Raw genomic sequence first — 24,572 nt, 5'->3', positions numbered from 1 at the left:
TCAATCAATTGGGTGCATTTTGTAAAGGATGAGCCAGAAAATAATTTCTTAACCCCGCATGAATAGAAGCAGCAAGTTTTTCTTGATAAGCATCAGAAATCAGTAACTGCTCTTCAGCTGCATGACTAATAAAACCCGTTTCAACTAAAATTGAAGGGATATCCGGTGAACGTAACACACCTAAACTCGCATGTTCTGGTGTCTTTTTATGCAAAGAGCCCACTTTTCTCAATTCAGATAACACAGCAACTGCAACGTCATAACCCACACGCTGTGAATTACCGAATTGCAAATCAAGTACCGTTTGACTTAAATAAGGATCAACCCCATCAGATAAAGCATCACCTGCACCACCCAGTAATTCAGATTGCTTTTCACTTTGTTCAAGCCATTTACCTAATTCACTGTTTGCTCGACGATTAGAAAGCACCCACACTGAAGCCCCTCTTGCACTACGATTAGGAGCTGAGTCTGCATGAATAGAAACTAACATATTCGCATTTTGCTTACGGGCAACTTCCGAACGTCCAGCAACGGAAATAAAATAGTCACCATTACGCGTTAATACAGGTTTAAACATCGGATCGTTATGTAAACGAGTTTCTAATTTTCTTGCCACACTTAAAGTGACATCTTTTTCACGATTACCTTTCTGGCCTATCGCACCAGGATCTTGTCCACCATGACCAGCATCTATCGCAATAATAATTTGACGAGAGCCCGCTTGTGGTTTTGATGGAGTGGTACGTGGTTTCACAATAGGAGCAACTGGGGCAACCTCTGCTTTGGGTGTCATGGTTAAAGGCGCCATTTCTCTATTTGTATTTGAGGCTGACGCCGTCATTGTTGTCGGTGCTAAAGCGACCACATTCACGGTGGGTTGAGAGTGATTATTTTGTCGAGCATTTATTGATTTGATAGTAAGCACTAACTTATAATTTCCGCTTACATTCATTAGGCTTTCAGTCACAACAACTGGCTGGGCAAGTTCCACGACCATACTTTGGTATTGGCTATCTTTTGATTGCGTTGCGCGGATTTTATGAACTAACTGTCCATTGCCTAATGTTGCAGGCAACCCTGTAATTTTTGTGCTCTGTTTAAAATCCATCACCAAACGGTCAGGATTTTTTAATGAATAATATCGATAGCTAGGCTTCCCACCACTAAAAGAGAATGTGAGGGTTGTTACTGAACTGCCATTTTCTGCTTTTACTTCTGTCACAGTGGCAGCTTGCGCTATTTGCACAAAGAAAAAAGATAAAACAACCAACAGAAAGGCAACAAAATAGCGCTGACTTTGACTCACAATAGTGATGAGGCTCGACATAATCAATATTCCTTTATGCAGACTGAATATGGGATAAAACAGTATTCCCTCTTTGTGAAAGGGCAACAAAACGCGCTTTTCGACCTTCATCTTCATAGCTTAAATGAAGTTCTAAATCGGCATTAGGTAAAAAGCCTTCGCCTTGCGATGGCCATTCAATAAGGCATAACGCGTCTTGCTCAAAATAGTCGCGTATTCCCATAAATTCCAGCTCTTCAGCTGATGCTAAACGATAAAGATCGAAATGATAAACAGGATTTGGCGAAAGCATATAGGGCTCAACTAATGTATATGTTGGGCTTTTAACATGCCCTTGATGACCAAGCGCTTGCAAAAAGCCTCGGCTAAAGGTTGTTTTTCCAGCACCAAGATCGCCATATAAATAAATGATCAATCCGCTATGATTAGTCGCCATTGCAACAGTACGCCCTAGTTCAACTGTTGCCGCTTCATCTTCTAATGTAACAACCCATTCTTTCATATTTATATAATCTATTGTTAAGTTATAACGGCTCAATAAAAAGAGATTGTTGGATAATCTCAAATACCAAGCTTTATATGTTCTCTTAAGGCAAATAGTTATCGAGATAACTATCAAATAACCATACCATAAATCTATTTATTACGAGGATTTTTCCTACTGGCTCACTATGATACACTGCGCGCTCTTAGGACTCACCTCTTACCTATTGATTCGGTTTATTCATGTCATCACTCGATCTTAATCTTCTCGCTCAAAACATTAAATTATGGGGTTTTGAGTTAGGTTTTCAACAAACAGGGATATGTGATACTGACTTATCACTTGAAGAGCCTCGCTTACAAGCTTGGTTAGATAAACAATATCATGGCGAAATGGCATGGATGGCGAAATATGGTATGACACGCGCAAGACCTCATGAACTTGTGCCTGGCACATTACGGGTTATTAGCGTGAGAATGAATTACCTTCCCACAGATGCTGCTTTTGCACGAACATTAAATAACCCAGAACAAGGCTATATTAGTCGTTATGCACTAGGTCGGGATTATCACAAAGTCTTAAGACAGCGTCTTAAAAAACTCGGCGAAAAAATTACACAATATTGCCAACAATATGAATATCAAGGGATCATCAATTTCCGCCCTTTTGTTGATTCAGCACCTATAATGGAACGCCCTTTAGCCGTTAAAGCCGGACTTGGCTGGGTTGGTAAACACTCACTTGTTATCAACAACCAAGCTGGTTCTTGGTTTTTTCTAGGTGAGTTACTTATCGATTTACCTTTACCCACAGATAGCCCTGTCGAAGAACAATGTGGTAAATGTGTCGCTTGCATGACAACGTGCCCTACTGGCGCCATTGTCGAGCCTTATACTATCGATGCACGCCGGTGTATTTCGTATCTTACAATTGAGCTTGATGGCGCGATCCCTGAAGAATTTCGCCCATTAATGGGTAACCGCATCTATGGCTGTGATGATTGCCAGCTTATTTGTCCTTGGAATCGCTTCTCATCATTGACTGGTGAAGAAGATTTCTCTCCCCGCCGAGCACTCCATACACCTGAATTACTCGATCTTTTTCAATGGAGTGAAGAAAAATTTCTTCGTATAACAGAAGGCTCACCGATCCGTCGTATCGGTTACTTACGCTGGCTTAGAAATATTAGCGTAGCGTTAGGAAATGCACCTTATCAAGATAAAATTATACTTGCCTTGAAAGAGCGCTTTGGATTAAGTGATGTTTTAGATGAACATTTGAATTGGGCAATAGCCCAGCAGACAGCAAAACGAAATGAAAAAGAGGTAAAAATACAGACTTCGCAACAAAAACGTCTAGTAAGAGCAATAACTAAAGGCTTACCGAGAGATGCTTAGTTTTTAACAGAATAAACATATAACGAGTAATCTTTAATTTCACCTGTGAATAAAATAAAAAACCCTTGCCTATCAACATGAAAAAAAAATTCAAGCGAACTAAGACTCAAATTTAAAAAAATTAAAATAAACTTAGTTATCAACTAGATATAAAATCCAATTGATTTATTGAAGAGAATAATATCCTTATCACTTAATGATAAGTCTCTGTGGATAACTCTGTGCAGTAAAAAAATAAATATTGCTTAGATGCGGTGGTTATTAGCATCTGACTGTGGATAAATCAATGTGGGAAGATTTTAAGAATAGTAGAATATTTATTACATCTTTTTAAAGAAAAGCACCTAAAACCCTTTCTTTTTTCTAAAATACTATTCAATGCGTGTTTAACAGAATAAAGGCCTAAAACCAAAAAAATGATCTTGCCTCTTATTTCCCCCTTAAATGAGGAAAGGCGCACATTCTAGTGCCGTCAAAATAGAAAAGCAAGCAAAGATCAAAGATAGATCACAAAAAAATAGCTTGATCTTACATGCATTAACGGCATTTCTTTTTTTGCACAATAATTACTCACACTCTCTTTACGTGTATTAAGTAAAATTCCCTAATTTATGATCCTAAAACAGTGTAGTCGATATTTAAAAAAGCGAGAGGAAAAACTTAAAATTTTCTTTATGAGGATTAAAAAATGAGATTTGATAAAACAGAAGAGAAAAACTTGGAGCGGGAAACGAGACTCGAACTCGCGACCCCAACCTTGGCAAGGTTGTGCTCTACCAACTGAGCTATTCCCGCATTTGGTAAGTTTTGACAATAATTAGTAAAGGATTTGGAGCGGGAAACGAGACTCGAACTCGCGACCCCAACCTTGGCAAGGTTGTGCTCTACCAACTGAGCTATTCCCGCGTCGCATAATACTACTAACAATTGTCTAAGAAAGATTGGAGCGGGAAACGAGACTCGAACTCGCGACCCCAACCTTGGCAAGGTTGTGCTCTACCAACTGAGCTATTCCCGCGTCTTTCTTACACCCGTACAAATAAAATTCTTCATCGGTACGGGAAGCGCATTATACGAGAAAAATGCTTAACCGCAAGCCCTTATCAATAAAAAAATGCGTTTTTTTGATTGCATGCCGATAAAATCATCACAATGATGCAATATCAATCATGAATGCACATTTTTTACTCTTTAATAAAGGTCTTACGATAATAGTCTAGCTCTGCAATAGATTCACGAATATCATCTAATGCTTGGTGAGTATTCTTTTTCTTGAAGCCGTCTAAAATTTCAGGCTTCCAACGACGTGCTAACTCTTTTAATGTACTTACATCAAGATAGCGGTAGTGAAAGTATTGCTCTAACTCTGGCATATAGCGGTACAGAAAACGTCGGTCTTGGCCCACACTATTGCCACAAATAGGTGATACTCCTTTAGGTACCCATTTTTCTAGGAATTCAATTGTCGCTTTTTGTGCTGAATTATTATCATATTGACTGGCTTTCACTCGTTCAACTAAACCACTACCAGTATGAGTGCGTGTATTCCATTCATCCATTAAACTCAGTTGTTCATCAGATTGGTGTACAGCAATTACAGGACCTTCGGCTAAAATATTAAGTTGAGGATCTGTCACAATGGTAGCAATTTCGATGATACGGTCACATTCAGGATCAAGACCGGTCATTTCCAGATCTATCCAGATCAGATTGTTCTCGCTTTTTGACATAATATATCCTAGCTGTTTCTAAGTGTGAGACATGATATTTTAGCGTTTATCATAGCGCGTTTACTCAATAAGCACGACAGAAGAACATCTAACCGAATAATACAAGTGAGGATCGGTGACAAAACGTAAATTATCTAAAGGCCAGCAACGTCGAGTACAAGAAAATCATAAAAAGCGTTTGCAGAGCAAAGAGAAAAAAAACCACGTTGAATTAGACGATACACAATTAGGCGAAGCTTCCGAAGGTTTAGTCATCAGTCGTTTTGGTCAACATGCAGATATTGAAGCAACTGACGGCACGATTACTCGATGCAATATCCGACGCACAATTTCATCCTTAGTAACGGGTGATAAAGTTGTATGGCGCCCTGCGCTACAAACACAAGAAAATGTCCGTGTGAATGGCATTGTTGAAGCGGTACATGAGCGTACCTCTGTACTAACACGCCCTGACTATTATGATGGCATTAAACCTATTGCGGCAAACATTGACCAAATTATTATTGTCTCCGCTATTTTGCCTGAATTATCTTTAAATATTATCGACCGTTACCTTGTCGCTTGTGAAACGTTAAATGTTGAGCCACTGATTGTACTCAACAAAATCGATATGTTAGATGCACAAAGCCGTAAAACAGTAAGCGAATGGATGCAGACTTATAAAGATATTGGTTATCGTGTCCTTGAAGTCTCTAGCTATACTAAAGAAGGGTTAGAAGCGCTCACACAAGAACTTATCGGTCGTATTTCTATTTTTGCTGGGCAATCTGGTGTGGGTAAATCAAGCTTACTTAACACGCTACTACCACCGATGGAAGAAAGCATTGTTGTTAATCAGGTCTCTGATAACTCGGGTTTAGGGCAACATACAACAACCGCATCACGTCTTTACCATTTCCCACAAGGCGGAGATGTGATTGACTCTCCAGGAGTCCGTGAATTTGGCTTATGGCATTTAACGCCGGATCAAGTAACAAAAGGGTTTGTTGAATTTAGACCGTACCTTGGTGGTTGTAAGTTCCGCGATTGTAAACATTTAGACGATCCGGGTTGCTTAATCAATGAAGCAGTAAAAAATGGTGAAATATCAGAAACACGCTTTGAAAACTACCATCGTATTTTAGAAAGTATGAGTCAGGTGAAAGTTCGTAAGAACATTAATTTAGGCTCTTAATAATTGATTCACTGACAACCCGATTAAGGGTGGGTACAATAGGCCCCTTTTGTCTATTTTTTATCGTTTAATCCCAGAGGTTGCCATTTTGGACAAGCTAAAAATTAAACTACAGTATTTATTGCCTAAATTATGGCTCACACAGCTAGCGGGTTGGTTTGCAAACAAAAAAGCGGGTGCAATCACCCAGTTTGTTATCAAAGCCTTCGCAAAAGCCTACAAAGTCGATATGAATGAAGCGAAAGACAGTCAGTTCCAAGCTTATTCAACATTCAATGAGTTCTTTATTCGAGCTTTAAAAGACGGTGTACGTCCTATTGTTGAAGGTAATGACAAACTTGCATTACCTGCAGACGGTGCTGTCAGCCAACTTGGTCTTATTCAAGACGATCAAATTCTGCAAGCTAAAGGACATCATTACACTCTTGAAGCGTTACTCGCGGGTAACTTTATGTTGGCAGATAAGTTCCGTAATGGTCAGTTTATTACGACATATCTTTCGCCTCGCGATTACCACCGTGTTCACATGCCTTGCGATGGTTTATTAAAAGAGATGATTTATGTTCCAGGTGATCTCTTCTCTGTTAATCCATTGACAGCGGCCAATGTACCAAACTTATTTGCACGTAATGAACGCATTATTTGTCTTTTTGAAACGCAGTTTGGTCCAATGATACAAATTCTGGTAGGTGCAACTATTGTTGGTAGTATTGAAACGATTTGGTGTGGCATGGTAACACCACCTCGTGAAGGTATTATTAAGCGTTGGACTTATCCTCAAGCAGACAAAGCAGGAGCGATATTCTTGAAAAAAGGTGAGGAAATGGGCCGATTTAAGTTAGGCTCAACAGTCATCAACCTTTTCCCTGAAAATACCGTTCAATTGAATAAAGATCTTATGAATGGCTCCGTTACATTAATGGGGGAACAATTAGGTTCCATCATCAATGTTGCTGGCAATGACGCTAACGCCATCAGTGAATAATACGTAATTCGGAGTAACCTTTGTGCGCCTGATAATCAGTCTTTTCTTCTCGCTCTTTTTGACTTTTTCGTTAAGTACGTCTGCAATATCAGCAGATGTAGAAAAATTACGTCAAGATATTAAACAACTTGAAGGAAGTACTAATCCTCAAGATATTGAGACTGTTCAGGCGCTGCAAGGCACTATCAACTGGATTAATGATGGTGAAAAAGCACAAACAAATGCAGACAACTATCAAAAAACCATTGATGATTATCCAGAGATCACAAAAGAACTCAGAACTAAGCTTCTTGAAGAAAGTCACGCAGTTCCAACTATCCCAGAAAAAATTAGCATTCCTGATTTAGAACAGAAAATTATTCAAGTCAGTAGCCAATTAATGGAGCAAGCAAGGCTTCAACAGCAAGAACAAGACAAAAGCCGTGAAATCAGTGAATCTTTAAATTTATTGCCTCAACAACTCTCTGAAGCACGTCGTTTATTAAGTGACGCAACAGCAAGACTAGCCTCTGTGAGTGCATCAACAACCCCGTTAACAGAAGCTCAAAATAAACTGACTCAAGCTGAAGTAACAGCGCGTAAAGCGATGGTTAATGAACTAGAAATGGCGCAACTATCAGCTAATAATCGCCAAGAAATCGCACGCCTTCGCTTAGAGTTATTTAAAAAACGCTATCAACGCCTTGATGTACAACTACAACAATTACGTAGTTTATTGAATATAAAACGCCAAGAAGTGGCTGATCTTGCGTTAGAAAAAACAGAGATGTTGGCAGAACAAGGTGGTGAATTGCCTGAGTTTCTGACAAAACAGATCCAAACCAACCGTGAGCTGTCACAAATCCTGAATAAACAGACACAGGAAATGAGCGAGCTCTCTGAAAAACAACGGATTACCACACAACAAACACAGCAAGTTCGTCAAACACTCACCACGATCCGCGAACAAGCACAGTGGCTAAGTGGCTCCACCGCATTAGGTGAAGCGTTAAGAACACAACTTTCTCGTTTACCTGAAATGCCTCGCTCACAAGAACTTGATAGAGATATTATTCAATTGCGTGTTGAGCGTTTAGGTTATGAAGATATGCTGGAGAATTTAAGCAAGATCCAGCCACCTGAAACGGCTGATGGCTCTAAATTACCTGAAGCTCAGCAATATATCTTTGATTCCCTTATTCAAGCACGCCATGAGCTATTAAACTCATTACTATCAGGCTATGACTCTCAGATCCTTGAATTAACAAAACTCAAAGTCGCCACAACCCAATTAGCGGATGCTTTAAAAGAAACAAAAGACGCGACAAACCGCTATATGTTCTGGGTTGCCGATATCAGCCCTATCAAATTCAATTATCCAGTTTTATTAGTCAAAGATATCACTCGGCTACTTTCATTAGATACCTTTTCACAATTAGGCCATGCTGCTGTTAGCATGCTTAAAAACCAAGATACGTTTCTATTCTTGTTTGTTACCTTATCAATTGTTGGTTTTAGCCTTCGTACTCGAAAACACTACAACGCTTTTCTAGAAAGAGTCAGTAACCGTATTGGTAAAGTCACCCAAGATCATTTTTCACTAACAATACGTACCGTTTTTTGGTCTATTTTAATTGCACTTCCGTTACCTCTATTGTGGTCTGCAGTCGGTTATGGCTTACAAAGTGTTGAATGGCGTTATCCAATGGCCGGCGCGATTGGCTATGGTGTAACAGCAGCAGCTCCTGTGTTATGGCTATTTATGATCAGTGCGACCTTCGCACGTCATAACGGTTTATTTATCGCTCAATTTAAATGGAAAGAAAGTCGAGTCAAAAAAGCAATGCGCTTTTACCAGCTTTCTATTTTTGTCATTGTCCCGCTAATGATGTCATTAATTACCTTTGAATATTATAGCGATAGAGAATTTGCACCAACAGTCGGTCGCTTCTGTTTCTTGCTACTCTGTATAGCCCTAAGCTTTATTACTTCAAGTCTTAAAAAAGCCCATGTTCCCCTTTATCTTGATAAACATGGGTCTGGTGATAATGCAATAAACACTATCTTATGGTGGTTCTTACTTCTTGCCCCTATTATTGCAGGCTTAGCCGCTGTTTTAGGTTACCTTTCTACTTCGATTGTCTTGCTTGGCCGTTTAGAAATGTCAGTAGCAATTTGGTTTGCTTTACTGATTATCTATCACATTATTCAGCGGTGGATGCTTATTCAACGTCGTAAATTAGCTTTTGAACGCGCAAAACAGAAACGAGCTGAAATTCTCGCCCAACGTGCGAAAGGCGAAGATGAAAATACCATTGTGGGCAGTAGCGGTGAGAGTACAGTAGGGCTTGAAATTGAGGCTCAAGAAATAGACCTTGATGCAATCAGTGCGCAATCTATTGGCTTAGTTCGTTCTATTCTGACCATGATTGCATTAGTATCGATGATTTTATTATGGTCTGAATTAAATACCGCATTTTCCTTTGTCGATAATATTCGTCTTTGGGATGTAACCTCATCGGTAAATGGCGTTAACACCATACAACCCATTACCATGGGCTCTATTTTAGTGGCGATCCTTGTGATTATTATCACTACGCAATTGGTGAGAAACTTACCCGCTTTACTTGAACTGGCTATTTTACAACATTTAGATTTAACGCCAGGTACAGGCTATGCCATTACTACCATGACTAAATACAGCATCACTCTAATTGGTAGCATTGTAGGCTTCTCCTTATTAGGAATTGAATGGTCAAAATTACAATGGTTAGTCGCAGCAATGGGGGTTGGGTTAGGCTTTGGTTTACAAGAAATTTTTGCCAATATCATTTCTGGGCTGATGATCTTGTTTGAAAAACCTATCCGTATTGGTGATACCGTCACTATCCGTAATTTGACGGGGAATATTTCTAAGATCAACACCCGAGCGACTACGCTGACTGACTGGGATAGAAAAGAAATTATCGTACCGAATAAAGCCTTTATTACGGAACAATTTATTAACTGGTCTCTGTCGGACTCTGTTACCCGTATTGTGATGACTATTCCTGCTCCAGCAGACTGTAACAGCGAGCAAGTCACAAATGTTTTATTAGAAGCGTCAAAACGCTCTACGATGATCTTAGAAAACCCAGCACCCGAAGTTTATCTCGTCGATTTACAACAAGGTATTCAGATTTTCGAATTGCGTGTTTATGCAGCTGAGATGGGACACAGAATGCCAGCCAGACATGAAATTCATCAAAATATTCTTTTAGCCTTTGCAGAACATGGTATTCCACTGCCATTCCCACCATTCCAAGCAAGAGTGGACATGATGGGTAATACAATTCGCAGCTCTATGCGAGCGACACCTAGAGAAGTTGGGGGATTATAATCCGCCGATTCCGATTAATTTGATATAAAGCCATTGTTTTATCGAAAAAATACGAAAGGCAATGGCTATGTTCTTTTATTTCTCTCCTTTTTCATCCTCTTTACTGGTGCTTTTATCAGCCTATTCTGCTGCTTTGCTTCACTTATAGCTCATTGATTGTATAAAACTAATCCATATTTTCTTCCCAGCGTCTTATTTTTAGAAAAAAAAGAGATTATTTTTTAATTTTTTGTTTAATAAAATTGATAAGTAGTAACGTTAGGAAACTACTCTTCAATCAGTGATAATATGAAGATAATAAAACGAACATCATAAAAAGATCGCCAATTCTTGGGAAAACTATTTTTAAAGCAATATATTTTTCTAACAAAGTATCCAATTAACCAAAGGACAAAGTGCCATTTTGGATAGGGCATTTAATCTATCTTAATATAAAATATATTTTTCTTACTTTTATTATTTTTTATCTCTGTCAACAACATCGAACATTTAACGGAAAACAACCGTTAATTATTGATCCAAGTCACACATTTACGTTTTTATACTTAATCCCACTCCTAATGTGAGTGAAAAGACACTTTCATGGGATTTTAATTTTCAAGTTGATATCTCTAACGGAAGATTTTCTTTTTTAAGTTAAATAAGTTAAGTTGTTTATAGGTCAACAAATTTAATATTAGCATTTAAAATAATGGTAGTTTTACATATTGAAATACTTTATTATTTCAATATATAAAACCTAACTTCATCTAATTTAGACTAAACTGTAGTATTTAAAATTATAAGTAGTCTTTTATATTTTAGTAAAACCATCTTAAGCCAAAGATGAGATATTTTTATTTTTTAACAAATCACAATTAATAAATAATAAAAGAACTTAAATTCAAATAATAAAAATAGATAGAATATAGATTAACGAGCATTAAGGAAAAAACAAATAAAAAAAATAAAAATAATTAATAAATAAAATCAAATAACATTAATTATATAAATAAAAAAAGAGAAATAAACATTAATATAATTAAAAATTATTTCAACCTATATTAAAAACTCCTTCTTATTTATATAAATTTAAATAATAAAAAATAAAAAAAGCCAACTTTATCTATTTTATGAAAAAACACTTCAAATAACGGAAAATAAAAAAGTATAAATATTTTTATTAAAAGTATATTGATTATTAAACAATAACACTATCTATTATAATGTTAATATTTTTTAAACTTGATTAAAAAATGAGTATTACTACCTATTAACAATGCTAAGATATATTGCTAGCTTCATTTTTAATGAGTATTAAATAAACAATAATAAGAAGGTTCCATCATGGAAAAATCCCGAACGACTCTCGATCAGTGGATTACCTTACAAGCCGTCGTTGATTATGGTGGCTTTGCCCAGGCTGCAGATGCACTGCATAGAACTCAATCATCGATTAGCTATACAATCAATAAATTAGAGCAAACTTTGGGCATTGAAATTCTCTCTTTAGAGAAAAGACGAGCAGTACTTACGCATGAAGGTAAATTATTACTTGAGTTATCGAGAGAAATCACTGAAAAGGCCATTTCACTAGAAAAGGAAGCAAAAAAATTAATATTTAACAATAAGTTAAAAATAAATATGCTTATCGATCCTTTGTATGTTTCAGACTTATTTTTAGATAAAATCTCTCAATTTATTAAAGAGAATAAACATTATGATATTAATATTCATAAAATCTCACTGAGTCAATCAGATGTATTATCGCAAAAAGATCATGATTTAGTGATAACACACCACAACATAAAATCATTACAACCCATTGATTTAGAATGTATAAAAACAGTATTAGTTACACATCCTGAGAGCGTGTTACAACATATCAACAATAATGACTTATGCAAGGAATTACAAAAACATACATATATTTCATTATCCCGTAATAGCATAGACATAGACCATCATAATCAAGTGATTCATGTTGGTTCAATAGAAACAGCGATAAGCCTTGTTAAACATGGCCTTGGCTATTCTCGACTCCCATTCGCAGCCATTCAGGAAGAATTGAATAAAAATTCGATTAAACAATTAAATACACATAATAAAGATAAAGAATATCGTTTTTATCTTTATTTGAATAAAAATTCATTTCCTATAGAAGATATAGAGAAATTATTATTAGCAATAAATAGTTCGCCTTGTGATTTAATTAATGACTAATTAAACATTATCCTTAATTAAAAAAACAAACATTAAACATTTTGATATTAAGACAAAAAAACTCATGTAAATCTTCATTAACTTAAATTTTTTGTAATGCTATATTTTATTGGCATATCTTCTATGCGAATAAACCTATACTTAAATCTATACTTATAAATAAATTAAAAAGTAAAAATAACTACTTTTTAAACAGGACTGATCATGAGCAAATTAAATAAATCTCTCTATTTATTAGGGATAAGTTTCTCTCTACTTTCTGCACCAGCAGCTTTTGCATCGGGCACTATTAATTTTACCGGAGAAATAACAGACCAAGCCTGTACAGTAGACAGCTCTTCTAAAAATCTGACTGTAGATTTAGGAAAAGTGTCTTCAAAAAGCTTAGCCACTAAAGGCGAAGTCGCAGGCCTTAAAGATTTCACGATAAAACTGATTGATTGCCCTATTGATACCACTGTTGCCGTACGCTTCGGTGGTACTCGTGATGCAATTGATAGCGATATTTTAGCCATCGACCAAGCCTCAGGTGGTGCAACAAACGTCGGTATCGCACTATTTGAGAAAGATGCTGTATCTCAAATTAATCTATATGACGACTCTAAAGAGGTCGAAATTAAAGGTACAGAAATTAACTTAGATTATGTTGCTCGTTATAAAGCAACAGCACAAGCAACACCAGGTCCAGCTAACGGCTCCGCCGTCTATAGCATCCAATACAAATAATAAAAAATGAGGGTAATACTTATTACCCTCTTATTTCTTCTTAACTTTATAGCACCAATATGAAAAAGAATATTTTTCTCACATTATTTTTTTGTTTTTCTCTCATAACGGTATGCCATGCAGCAGGGATAAGTGTGGGTGGAACACGGTTTGTTTATAACGATAATGCTCGTGAAATCAGCATTCCTGTTCTAAATACTGATAAAGATAAACCTTATCTGATCCAAAGTTGGGTTTCAGCTTTTCAAGGTAATGACAAAGCACCTTTCATAGCAACCCCTCCTCTTTTTCGTATTGAGCCAGATAGCACAGGTACAGCACGTATTTCTTATACAGGAGAACCCTTAAATTCAAATACCGAAGTTGTCTATTGGCTTAATATCAAATCTATCCCTCCCGTTGAAAAAAGCCCTGAAAATCAACTTCAGCTGGTAATTAATTCTCAATTTAAGCTTTTTTTACGTGCTCATGATATTGAGCCACTTAACTTTAATAACGTCGAACTATCAAAACAAAATCAAGGCTTAGTGCTTAAGAACAACACGCCTTATCACCTAACCATTAAACATATTTTTATTGATGACAAACGCTACCCTTACGATCCTTTAATTCAGCCACATCAAGAAGTGATGTTGCTAGAAAAAACACCCACTTATCATAAAGTTAAAGTTCAGTTTATTAATGACTACGGTGCAACTGTAGATAAAGTATTAAACTAAGGGTGTATGGCGATGACTTTATCCATAATAGCGTTATCAACAAAACGATTATTCGTATTTCCTAACAATAATCTCAATCACCACGGTTTACTGGCCATAGCGATCGCCACTATTTTATATCCTTATCAGGTAATGGCTGAAGAGCAATTTAACCCTGATGCACTCAATTTAGGAATAGAAAATCAAGTTGCGGATATTAATAGCCTTGATTATTTTTCTTATGCTGGAGGCCAACTTCCAGGTGTCTATTCTGTTGATATTTATCTCAATAACAAATTAATTGATAACCGCCAAGTACGTTTTATTTTTAACGAAGAAAAAAAGACACTTACACCAGAGATCACTAAACAAGACTTATTAAATTGGGGTGTCAAAGGATCTGTAATACCACAATCTAATCAACAAATTAAAAATGAAACGATCACTGATATTGCTCGCGTTATTCCAAATGCAACATATCAGTATGATTTTTCACGAGCACGCCTGTCATTTTCTATACCACAAATAGCTTTATATAATTATGGGCATGGCTATATCTCACCCACGCAATGGAATGACGGTATTAATGCTGCCTTTGTGAATTACACCTATCGACAAAATAAGTATTGGTATCATGATCAACATAATAGCAACTCTCTTTTTTTAGGGTTACGCAGTGGTGTTAATGTGGGCGCTTGGCGTTTGCGTAATCACAGTAACTATAATAAAAACAATGATAACTCTTCACAGTGGAATAGCTTGCAAACTTATGTTGAGAGAGATATTCGTAGTTTAAAAAGCCGCTTAACCATCGGTGAAACTGCCTCTGATAATGATGTATTAGAGAGTATTCCATATCGTGGTATTAAACTTGCTTCTGATGAAAGTATGTTGCCACAAAGCCAACGGGGATTTGCCCCTGTTGTAAGAGGAATTGCTCAAAGCAATGCTGTGGTTACTGTTCGTCAAAATAACAGCGTGATTTACCAAACTTCCGTTCCACCGGGTGAATTTGCTATTTCAGATTTATATCCCACCTCTTACAGTGGCGACTTACAAGTCACAATTGAAGAAGCAGACGGAACAACTCGTACCTTTTCACAACCCTTTTCAGCAGTTCCCATGATGCAACGTGCGGGTAGCTTAAAATACAGTATAGATATCGGTAAATATCATGCTGATACGGCGGCGAAAAAACCTAATTTCTTTCAAACCTCGGCCATTTATGGGCTCCCTTACAATTTATCTATTTATGGCGGTACATTAATCTCTGCTGATTACCAAGCTTATGCATTAGGTACTGGAGTTAATCTTGGTTATTTAGGTGCTGTTTCTGCCGATATTACTCATGCGAAAACAACCTTAATCAATGACGATGAAGCCCAAGGGCAATCTTATCGTATTCAATATTCTAAATATTTACCTGATACCAAAACTGGTTTTTCACTGGCGTCTTATCGCTATTCAACAAAAAATTACTATGATTTCTCAGCAGCTAATGAGCGTTTTTCTCATCTTTATCATAAGAAAAAGCAGTTTCAGTTATCTGTATCACAATCTTTAGGAGATATGGGTTATCTCTCATTAAATGGTTATCAACAATATTATTGGTATCAAGACAGAGTTGATCGTAATGTGAATGTGAGTTTTAACTCAAATTATCGTGCATTAAGTTATAGCGTCTCTTATGCCTATAACAAACGCCAAGAAAGTGGATTAACCGATCAGATTTTATCTATTAATTTTAGTCTTCCATTTAATATTGCTCAGAATAACAATTGGTTAAGTTATCGCTATAACAGTAGCAAACAAGGTGATTCTATTAGCTCTGTAAGTTTAAGTGGCACTCAGTTGGAAGATAACAACCTGCAATATGATATTTCACAAAACTACAATCATTCTCGTCAAGAATACAGTGGCTCTGTTAATGGCAACTACAGTGCTTCTGGGGGAGAGATCAGTGTGGGTTACAGTTACGACAAACGCTATCAATCAATGAATTGGGGAGCAAATGGCGCACTCTTAATTCATCAAGGCGGAATAACGCCATCTCGTACAATCTATGATTCTGCAATTTTAATTAAAGCTGAAGATGTTGATAACTTAAAAGTCAGTAGTGCACAGAGTCTTTATACCAACAATCAAGGCTACGCGGTCATTCCTAATGTTTCACGTTATGAGCGCAATAAAGTAACCGTCGATCCTGCCTCTTTAACGGGTAATAACGATGTTGAATTAACATCAACGACAGTTATACCAACCAAAGGAGCAATTGTCTTAGCTGATTTCAAAGCAAGAAAAGGGGCTCGTGTACTTGCAAACTTACACTACAACGGAACACCATTGCCATTTGGTACTCAAGTCGAGATTTATCAAAACGGGCGAGTGCTTTCAAGTGGGATTGTTGCCAATGATGGTGAGGTTTTCTTAAATGGTGTGCCTGAGCAGAGTCAGTTACGTGCTAAATGGGGTAACAGCGCCGTTGAACAATGCCAAACTACTTTAAATGTGGATCTCTCGTTAGAAAAGATCCAGTTTTTACAACTAGATTGCAGATAGGTGATAACAATGAATAAATATATAACGCTAGGTTGTCTGTCTGTTCTTTTGTATACATCAACCACTATGGCTGAATTTAGGGCAGATCTCACGACTAAGACGGTCACTTATTCAGCGCCTATTTACGTATCACGTTCAGCTCCAATTTTAACGGAAGTCGCCACAATTCCGTTAGGAACAATGAATGCATGGACATGGTGGAACCTTTCTGGAGGCGAAGTTAGGCCTGGAATTTATTTGCCTGGTTCGTTTAACGCTTCGAGTCCTAGAGTGAATGGGGCTTATGTCAGAGAACTCAATAGCAGTGGTATTGGTTATACGTTACATGGCACCATTAGCGGAAGTTGTAGTGGATCTGCTTATGTAGATGGGCAGCACAATATTGATGGTAACTATAGTAACAGGCTTATTTGTTCATCTAACACCACCAGCGGTAACTACTCTGTTACATTAGAAATGAAGCTGTATAAGCTACGTGATAATGTAAAATCACAAACCATTCCAGGTATATGGGCTGCAATGTTGATTGTCTATAACAATGGTTTTATCACCAGTGACTATACAGGTAAAACGGAGCCAAAAATTAATCTTTCACCGTTAACCATTATTTCTAGTGGTTGTGATGTGGTGAATAATAATATTAATGTTCCTCTTGGCGCTGTACCTAAATCCAGTTTTAATGGCGTAGGCTCTGTAAGTGCAGAGAGTATTAAAGATTTCAATATTGATTTAAGTTGTGATCCTGTTTCACCGATTAAAATTCGATTTGATGGTGTTGCTGATAGTCAACAAACCGCAGGAACGATTGGTTTAAGTAATCCAACAGACAGCAATACCGCTAAGGGTTATGGCATACAGGTTAAGTATCAAAACCAGCCAATAAAGCTGGGACAATTAATAACAGTAAGTGAAAAAAACAGCAGTGCAGGAAGTTATTCTATCCCTTTAGAAGCGGGTTATATCCAAACATCTGATACAACGAGTGCGGGTAAAGCAAATGGGACATTACAATTTACAATGCAATATCACTAACAAAGTTTAGGCTGATTTAAAAAGATAAAAAGAAGGCGAACAATATTATCTTGTTCGCCTTTTTCTTTAGAGAGGATCACACTTGGTATAACTTACGTAAATAATGAGGAACTGCTTCATCCGCATTAGCACCAATGACTTCCATATTAGGTAGGAGATCTTTTAATGTCTGGTGCGCATTTTCCATAATGCAACCTTTACCCGCCATCTGTAGCATCTCTTTGTCATTCATACCATCACCAAATGCGATAGCATCTTTTGCAGAGTGTTGCATCAGTTCAGCCACTTTCTCTAGTGCCTCACCTTTAGATACGCCCCCTGCCATCACTTCTAAGCAATTACGTAGTGAGAAACTCACATTGACCTTATCACCCCAGAGCTGATTAATTTCATTCTCTAGTTTCAACAATAGCTCATGATCATCTGAGGTAAAAAAGACTTTACAGACATTGGTGGTCGGGAATCCTGTTTTACAATATAATTCATAGCTAAAGTCTGATTCTCGAAAAAATTCACAAGCCCCCGGCATCTCTTTATTAACATACCAGTAGTCACCCGCATAAATATTAGTTTCAATTTCAGGGTGATCAAAAACCATCAGAGCCAAGTCATAAGCGATTTCAGGCTCAAGGTCTTGGCTAAAAATAAGGTCACCATGCGTGTTATGCACTCTTGCACCATTAGACGTTATCATATAAGCGTTAATGCCTAATCCATCACGAATTTGAGCAACATCGACATGATGACGGCCTGTTGCGAATACAAAATGCACCCCTTTATTAATAAGTAGGTGTAGTGTTTCTTGCGTATAGGGAGTTAATACATGATTAGGTGATAACAACGTGCCATCAAGATCTGAAGCGACTATCGAATACATACACATTCCTGATTAAAATAAATGCTTATCATAAAACTCACAGATTTCATTCAATGCTTGTGAGCGTAGCTTATCTATTTCGAACAAGATTTCATGATGCGCACCCTTAATCACCAGTGGCAATTTTTGCTTTTCTTCTCTTGTTCTGGACTGACTATAACGTTCACAGAAAGCCCTTAGCTCTTGATTATCGACCACCTTGTCATGCTCAGCTTCAAGCACTAATAAAGGGGTATCAATCTCTCCCGCATGTTCAATTAACCAATCTCCTGTTTTCAGGCTTTCACCCATCCAATGATAAGTAGGGCCACCTAATCGTAGCTCAGGAAAATCAGCGTAATAACGTAAATAACGACGGTATCGTTCATGGCTATGTGTTAACACATTAAGAATAAAAGGTAATGGAAACCATTTACCTGTTGATACTGCGTAGTTATTTCTTTCAGATTGACTTTGTTCTGCTCGATTGACTAAAAAATTAGCCACCCAGCGAGGTATCGGTAATTTAATACCAAACATCGGCGCACTTAATGCGGCCGCTTTAAAAACATGAGGATATTTTAGAAGATATCCCGCTAAAATAGCACCGCCCATTGAATGAGCTAATGCAAAATAATGTTGGTATTGATAAGGCAACACTATCGTATCAATGAATGTTGAGAAGTCATCAATATAATCACTGAATTTTTCTACATGACCTTTTTGTGTGTCTTCTAATAGTCGGTCTGACAGGCCTTGTCCTCGATGATCAAGCAAAAAAACATCATAGCCAATATGGAAAAAATCAAATGCAACTTCAGGGTACTTTACATAGCTTTCACTACGGCCTGAAGAAATTACTAGTGCTTTATTGTGCGATGGTGAACGCCAATGAACATAACGGATCTTTACTCCATCGACACCCGTAAATTCACCTTCTTCACGCTGGTTCCAAAAATCCAATAAAGTGCCATTCGTAAAAGCAGAAAACTGCTTTTCACGAGATAACCACGAATGTTTAAAAAGAGTGGTTGTCATTGGCTCTCCTTGTTGGCGTTATTCGAAGCCCTCAATATGGTCACGGATCAGTGTCATAAAAGCAGGTCCAAATCGTTCTAATTTTCGTTGGCCGACACCGTTTATTAATAACAACTCATCAGGATAAACAGGACATTGCTCTGCCATCTCTATCAATGTGACATCATTAAAGACCACAAAAGGCGGAATATTTTCTTCATCAGCAATAGATTTACGTAATTTACGTAGTTTCGCAAATAATTTTCTATCGTACTGTCTATGCGCATTTTTTGTTTGTTGATTACGGCTTTTTGTTGGACTTAATAATCTAGGCACGGCTAATTGTAATGGAACTTCACCTCGTAAGATGGGTCTTGCCATCTCAGTAAGCTGTAATGCAGAGCGGTGTACAATATTTTGTGTCACCATACCTAAATGAATAAGTTGGCGTATCACACTCACCCAATGTTCATGACTTTGTGCTTTACCAATACCATAAACAGGTAATGTATCGTGCCCTGCATCGCGAATACGTTGATTATTCGCTCCTCTTAATATTTCAACAATATAACCAATTCCAAAGTGTTGCCCCGTACGATAAATGCAGGATAAAGCCTTTTGTGCATCGACCAATCCATCATATTGCTTAGGAGGATCAAGACAAATATCACAGTTACCACAGGCATTTTGCCGATGTTCATCGAAATAATTAAGGAGCACTAGTCGTCGGCATGTTTGTGCTTCAGCAAATGCCCCCATTGCGTTGAGCTTATGCATTTCAATCGCTTTTTGGTCACTTTCTGGCTTTTCATCTAAACAACGACGTAACCATGCCATATCAGCGGGATCGTAAAATAATACGGCTTCCGCAGGTAATCCATCTCGCCCTGCACGCCCTGTTTCTTGGTAATAAGATTCAATATTACGAGGTATATCAAAGTGAACCACAAAACGCACGTTAGGTTTATTTATCCCCATTCCAAACGCAACGGTTGCAACAACAATTTGCAAATCATCGCGCTGGAACGCCTCTTGTACTTTAGCTCGCTGTGTCATCTCCATTCCGGCATGATAACCTGCAATACTCAATCCTCGCTTACTGAGTCGCTCCGCAGTTTCTTCTACTTTACTGCGACTATTACAGTAAATAATGCCTGACTTTCCTTTTTGGCCACGAATAAAGAGCCAAAGTTGATCAAGTGGTTTGTATTTCTCGACTAAAGTGTAGCGGATATTCGGTCTATCAAAACTGCTGATATGAATTAAAGGATCATGTAAGACTAGCTGATTTATAATGTCATAACGTGTTGTGTTATCTGCTGTTGCTGTCAGTGCAACAATAGGAACATCGGGAAGATATTGCCTTAATAATCCAATGCCACGATACTCAGGGCGGAAGTCATGCCCCCACTGTGAAATACAGTGTGCTTCATCAACAGCTAGCAATGCAGGTTTCCACTGCACTAATTGGTGAAGAAAGCTCTCCATCATTAAACGTTCGGGAGCAATATACAGCAGCTTTATTTCACCCTTTTGACACCGAATTTGAACATCAAGTTGCTCTTCACGGGTTTGTGTTGAGTTTAAATAAGTAGCTTCAATGCCATGAAGACAAAGCTGATCGACTTGATCTTTCATCAAGGAGATCAATGGCGACACAACGACGGTTAATCCATCTAACAATAATGCCGGGATTTGATAGCAAAGGGATTTTCCACCCCCTGTCGGCATCACAACAAGGCAATCACGTCCTGTCGTAATAGTATGGATGATCTCTTGCTGACCAGGACGAAATTGCTGATAACCAAAGGTCTCTCGCAAAATAGTTTGTGCTGATGGCATTGAATTAAGAACTTCTGCTGTGGACACGCCGTTCCTCTGAAAAGCTGCTGATAAAAACTATGATGAGGAGTCAAAGAAAAGGCACCAATATGAAGGTGCCGTCATCATTTATAGCGTTATGCTACCCCAGAACGAGGAAAATTACAGCATATCATTCAGCATCACACCCACACCAACACGTGTCTGGCGAAAATTATAGTCAATCATCGATTCACCATAACCGCTAAATACTTGGGTATAAAAACGAACATGCTTAGTAATTGGATAGCTCCAACCTAATTCAGCAGCACCATAACCACTGTTCCAGTTATAGCGTCCTGTTGCTGTGATCACACTCTCACCTAATCGATAACCTGCTTTTAAACGATAATAGCCCATGTAACGATTAATTTCTGGATTATCATCACGTTGTGCACTTTCACTAAAGCGATACCATGGTTTTAAATCGAGTTGCAAATTACCTTTTTGTGCCATAAATCGTGCATAAACTCGATTCCAACTACGGGATGTAGGATCTGAACGCCCATTTGATTCATGATTAAAACCCGTCTCAATTTCACGAAGAGTCCAACCTGCAAATTTATAGTCAGTAGCCCAACCTAGAAAGAGTTGTGGCTCATAGTTTGTCTCTCGGAAAGGAGCTGATTCTTTCTTATTACTTAATTGCCACCAAGAACGTTGAGTATAAGACGCTGCTAACACAGAGTTTTCACCCGCAATACCACGCCATAAAGGAAAAGCCAAACTGAGCTGAAATTTCACCTCATCTTTTTTAGCCTTATTACCCCAATCATAACTTTGAATCGCCTCTTTATTCATATCAGAGGTATCAGTGTAAATAATATAATTGGATTCATAAGGATAAAGAACAAAAGGTGAGTCGTATTCTTGTAATAAACCGGAAATAATACTGCCCTGAACAAGCGGTGCAGGAGATGATGATGTTTGAATTTCGGATGCAAATCCCCATGCTGGATAGAATAAAGCCACCGCAAGTAAAGAACGGATGTAACGCATAGTTAATTATCCTGTTTCATTATTGAATAATATAGAAGTTAGTACTTACTTTATAATTAGTTCTTATAAATGTGCTTTATTACACTTAAGCCACCATATTTTACACGTAATCGCCATTAAATCTCGTATATTTTTACACCATTATATTTATAGCACGAATGGGAAATTACGGTTTCGTCATGTATTATTAACATTATATTAACTTTATGACGTAATATCGGAGGTTCTAAAAATGGAAAAGCAATTAACATTAGAAGAGGCTCAAACCTTAATTGGTCATGTTTTTGTGTATAAAATGCCGTTTAACCAGTTGATTGGGTTAGAGCTAGTTCGTTTTGAACAAGATTATGCAGAAATTCAATTCCGCTACCAAGATAAATTAGTCGGTAATATTGCTCAACGTATTTTACATGGAGGCCTTATTGCTTCAGTGCTTGATGTCAGTGCAGGATTAGTTTGTGTTGGTAATGCATTAACACGTTTAGCACCTATATCCCAAGAGCAGTTAGAACAGAAACTTGCTAAAATGGGCACGATTGATTTACGGGTTGATTATTTACGACCTGGACGTGGGGAATGTTTTACTGCAAGTAGCCATATCTTGCGCAGTGGTAATAAAGTCTCTGTTGCTCGTGTTGAATTACATAATGAAAAACAAGTTCATATAGCAAGTGGAACAGCCACCTATATTGTGGGTTAAGTCTTTGTTAAAATTCATTATGCGCTGTGATGCTGAGAATGTTATTAATTACTTGTAAAAATGCATGCCTAATGACACATTAGATAATGTCATTGGGTATGATAACCCCGTCACACATTTCCTTTCCATCAATTCCAGAGATAGCATGAGCCAGAAAAACACGATGAAAGGCGTTTTATGTGCCTTAGGCGCCTATTTGATCTGGGGTATTGCCCCTGTCTATTTTAAAAGCATTCAAGAAGTGCCTGCAGAAGAGATCCTCACACACCGTATCCTATGGTCATTCTTTTTTATGTTGATTTTAATGACAATTAGTCGTCATTGGCCTTATTTACGACAATTAATACGTCAACCTAAAAAAATTCTACTCTTGGCACTGACAGCTGTCATTATTGCAACTAACTGGCTTACCTATATATGGGCTGTTAACCATGGCTATATGCTAGAAGCTAGTCTTGGTTACTTTATTAACCCCCTTGTTAACGTCCTGTTTGGTATGCTTTTCTTAAGCGAGCGCTTCCGTCGTATGCAGTGGGTAGCTGTAGGTTTAGCCTTTACGGGGGTATTTATTCAGTTATGGCACTTTGGTTCTGTACCCGTGATTGGTTTAAGTCTTGCCATAACTTTTGGGCTTTATGGTCTACTGCGTAAGAAACTAGGTGTCGATGCACAAACAGGAATGTTGGTCGAAACATTATGGCTATTCCCTGTTGCATTAATTTACATCTTATTTTTTACCCACTCACCAACAAGCAATATGCTTGAAAACAGTTGGTCATTGAATACCTTGTTAATCGCAGCCGGTATTATTACCACTGTACCATTATTGCTCTTTACTGAAGCAGCTCATCATCTGCGTTTATCAACCTTAGGCTTCTTCCAATATATTGGCCCAACTTTGATGTTTATTCTTGCCACAATGGTATATGGCGAACAAATTGATGCAGAAAGATTAGTAACCTTTGGCTTTATTTGGGTTGCCCTTATTTTATTTACCTTAGATGCACTCTATACCCAACGTCGTTTAAGACGCGGTTAATCCCCAAAAACTCACTCTTCCGCTAAATTACTAATTTGTATAAAAGCGGGAGAGCGTTTCTTCTTATTTTTCTTTAGCAGATGCGCACTCTTTGAGAATTCTTCCGCATAGTGATATGAACGCCTAAATAACGTAAACATCGCGTTATTAATCACTTGAATATGGTTAATCACAACACTGTAATTGAGATTGATACGAGGAACATAATCACGCTGGTGTCTCAATAGCTTACAATACAAATCTTCTTCAATTTCATTGATAGATCCACTGGGATGATAAGTATCACAAAGAACCTCCTCAGTATTTTCAATCAAAAATTCATAACTAGAAGAAGATGTCGGAGAAGTTCGCGAGCTAGGCGGCACAAAAGTATAAGTGTGAAAAAATAGACTAGAAATTTTCATCAATTAATTCCGTTAAATAAGAGTAGATAACGAAATTATTAAA

19 protein-coding genes and 3 tRNA genes are annotated in these 24,572 nt (G+C 37.6%); 11 read left to right on the top strand and 11 right to left on the bottom strand.

The features are described from left to right. Positions 1-4 precede the first annotated feature (4 nt). A complete protein-coding gene (locus tag GTH24_RS01210; RefSeq protein WP_164525854.1) occupies positions 5-1,330 on the bottom strand; it encodes an N-acetylmuramoyl-L-alanine amidase in 1,326 nt (441 codons plus the stop codon). A gap of 13 nt (positions 1,331-1,343) precedes the next feature. After that, positions 1,344-1,811, bottom strand: coding sequence for a tRNA (adenosine(37)-N6)-threonylcarbamoyltransferase complex ATPase subunit type 1 TsaE (gene tsaE / locus GTH24_RS01205; protein WP_072069608.1), 468 nt, complete (start codon positions 1,809-1,811; stop codon positions 1,344-1,346). A gap of 224 nt (positions 1,812-2,035) precedes the next feature. On the opposite strand from tsaE, the gene queG reads away from it, so the two are divergent. After that, positions 2,036-3,190: a tRNA epoxyqueuosine(34) reductase QueG gene (gene queG, locus GTH24_RS01200; protein WP_072069609.1), complete on the top strand. Its 1,155-nt coding sequence runs from the start codon at positions 2,036-2,038 to the stop codon at positions 3,188-3,190. Between the two features lie 719 nt (positions 3,191-3,909). Here the strand turns inward: queG and GTH24_RS01195 are convergent. The 4 genes from GTH24_RS01195 to orn form a co-directional block, all read right to left on the bottom strand. After that, positions 3,910-3,985 (bottom strand) — tRNA-Gly (locus tag GTH24_RS01195). 35 nt (positions 3,986-4,020) lie between these two features. Continuing rightward, positions 4,021-4,096 (bottom strand) — tRNA-Gly (locus tag GTH24_RS01190). A gap of 36 nt (positions 4,097-4,132) precedes the next feature. After that, positions 4,133-4,208, bottom strand: a tRNA-Gly gene (locus GTH24_RS01185). 166 nt (positions 4,209-4,374) lie between these two features. Further along, the gene (orn, locus tag GTH24_RS01180) at positions 4,375-4,920 is read right to left on the bottom strand and encodes an oligoribonuclease (RefSeq protein WP_072069610.1); all 546 of its coding nucleotides are present in this window, start codon (positions 4,918-4,920) and stop codon (positions 4,375-4,377) included. A 115-nt stretch (positions 4,921-5,035) separates the two neighbouring features. On the opposite strand from orn, the gene rsgA reads away from it, so the two are divergent. The 8 genes from rsgA (at position 5,036) to GTH24_RS01140 (ending at position 17,654) form a co-directional block, all read left to right on the top strand. Further along, positions 5,036-6,094, top strand: a complete 1,059-nt coding sequence (gene rsgA / locus GTH24_RS01175) for a small ribosomal subunit biogenesis GTPase RsgA (RefSeq protein WP_072069611.1) — start codon at positions 5,036-5,038, stop codon at positions 6,092-6,094. An 88-nt stretch (positions 6,095-6,182) separates the two neighbouring features. Beyond that, complete coding sequence (gene asd, locus GTH24_RS01170; RefSeq protein ID WP_072069615.1) at positions 6,183-7,079, top strand: archaetidylserine decarboxylase; 897 nt, start codon at positions 6,183-6,185, stop codon at positions 7,077-7,079. 22 nt (positions 7,080-7,101) lie between these two features. Then, entirely contained in the window at positions 7,102-10,437 is a 3,336-nt protein-coding gene (gene mscM / locus GTH24_RS01165; RefSeq protein WP_164525853.1) for a miniconductance mechanosensitive channel MscM, read from the top strand. 1,326 nt (positions 10,438-11,763) lie between these two features. After that, positions 11,764-12,639, top strand: coding sequence for a LysR family transcriptional regulator (locus tag GTH24_RS01160; protein WP_072070826.1), 876 nt, complete (start codon positions 11,764-11,766; stop codon positions 12,637-12,639). Between the two features lie 204 nt (positions 12,640-12,843). Further along, positions 12,844-13,365 carry a fimbrial protein gene (locus GTH24_RS01155; protein ID WP_072070827.1) on the top strand — a complete coding sequence of 174 codons (522 nt, stop codon included), beginning with the start codon at positions 12,844-12,846 and terminating at the stop codon, positions 13,363-13,365. A 59-nt stretch (positions 13,366-13,424) separates the two neighbouring features. Further along, a complete protein-coding gene (locus tag GTH24_RS01150; protein ID WP_072070828.1) occupies positions 13,425-14,084 on the top strand; it encodes a fimbrial biogenesis chaperone in 660 nt (219 codons plus the stop codon). A 12-nt stretch (positions 14,085-14,096) separates the two neighbouring features. Further along, positions 14,097-16,622: a fimbria/pilus outer membrane usher protein gene (locus GTH24_RS01145; protein WP_164525852.1), complete on the top strand. Its 2,526-nt coding sequence runs from the start codon at positions 14,097-14,099 to the stop codon at positions 16,620-16,622. Between the two features lie 9 nt (positions 16,623-16,631). Beyond that, positions 16,632-17,654 (top strand): fimbrial protein, encoded by a 1,023-nt coding sequence (locus GTH24_RS01140; RefSeq protein WP_072070830.1) that lies wholly within the window; start codon positions 16,632-16,634, stop codon positions 17,652-17,654. 76 nt (positions 17,655-17,730) lie between these two features. Here the strand turns inward: GTH24_RS01140 and yigL are convergent, their stop codons facing one another. The 4 genes from yigL to pldA all read right to left on the bottom strand — a co-directional run bounded on the left by yigL (position 17,731) and on the right by pldA (position 22,386). Next, positions 17,731-18,531: a sugar/pyridoxal phosphate phosphatase YigL gene (yigL, locus tag GTH24_RS01135; protein ID WP_072070831.1), complete on the bottom strand. Its 801-nt coding sequence runs from the start codon at positions 18,529-18,531 to the stop codon at positions 17,731-17,733. A 12-nt stretch (positions 18,532-18,543) separates the two neighbouring features. Further along, entirely contained in the window at positions 18,544-19,548 is a 1,005-nt protein-coding gene (pldB, locus tag GTH24_RS01130; protein WP_072070832.1) for a lysophospholipase L2, read from the bottom strand. Between the two features lie 18 nt (positions 19,549-19,566). Further along, a complete protein-coding gene (gene recQ / locus GTH24_RS01125) occupies positions 19,567-21,396 on the bottom strand; it encodes an ATP-dependent DNA helicase RecQ (protein WP_115351239.1) in 1,830 nt (609 codons plus the stop codon). Positions 21,397-21,510: 114 nt separating this feature from the next. Further along, a complete protein-coding gene (gene pldA / locus GTH24_RS01120; RefSeq protein WP_072070834.1) occupies positions 21,511-22,386 on the bottom strand; it encodes a phospholipase A in 876 nt (291 codons plus the stop codon). Positions 22,387-22,618: 232 nt separating this feature from the next. Here pldA and GTH24_RS01115 point away from each other — a divergent pair, with 232 nt between their 5' ends. After that, positions 22,619-23,086, top strand: a complete 468-nt coding sequence (locus tag GTH24_RS01115) for a thioesterase family protein (RefSeq protein WP_036939522.1) — start codon at positions 22,619-22,621, stop codon at positions 23,084-23,086. Between the two features lie 145 nt (positions 23,087-23,231). Next, positions 23,232-24,125 carry an EamA family transporter RarD gene (gene rarD / locus GTH24_RS01110; protein ID WP_072070835.1) on the top strand — a complete coding sequence of 298 codons (894 nt, stop codon included), beginning with the start codon at positions 23,232-23,234 and terminating at the stop codon, positions 24,123-24,125. Positions 24,126-24,136: 11 nt separating this feature from the next. Here the strand turns inward: rarD and GTH24_RS01105 are convergent, their stop codons facing one another. Beyond that, complete coding sequence (locus GTH24_RS01105; protein ID WP_115351240.1) at positions 24,137-24,529, bottom strand: hypothetical protein; 393 nt, start codon at positions 24,527-24,529, stop codon at positions 24,137-24,139. Positions 24,530-24,572 lie beyond the last annotated feature (43 nt).

Origin of the sequence: Proteus vulgaris (assembly GCF_011045815.1) — a bacterium.
Lineage (GTDB): Bacteria > Pseudomonadota > Gammaproteobacteria > Enterobacterales > Enterobacteriaceae > Proteus > Proteus vulgaris_B.
Note: the sequence above shows the minus strand (reverse complement) of the source record. Positions and strands in the feature narration are given on the sequence as shown.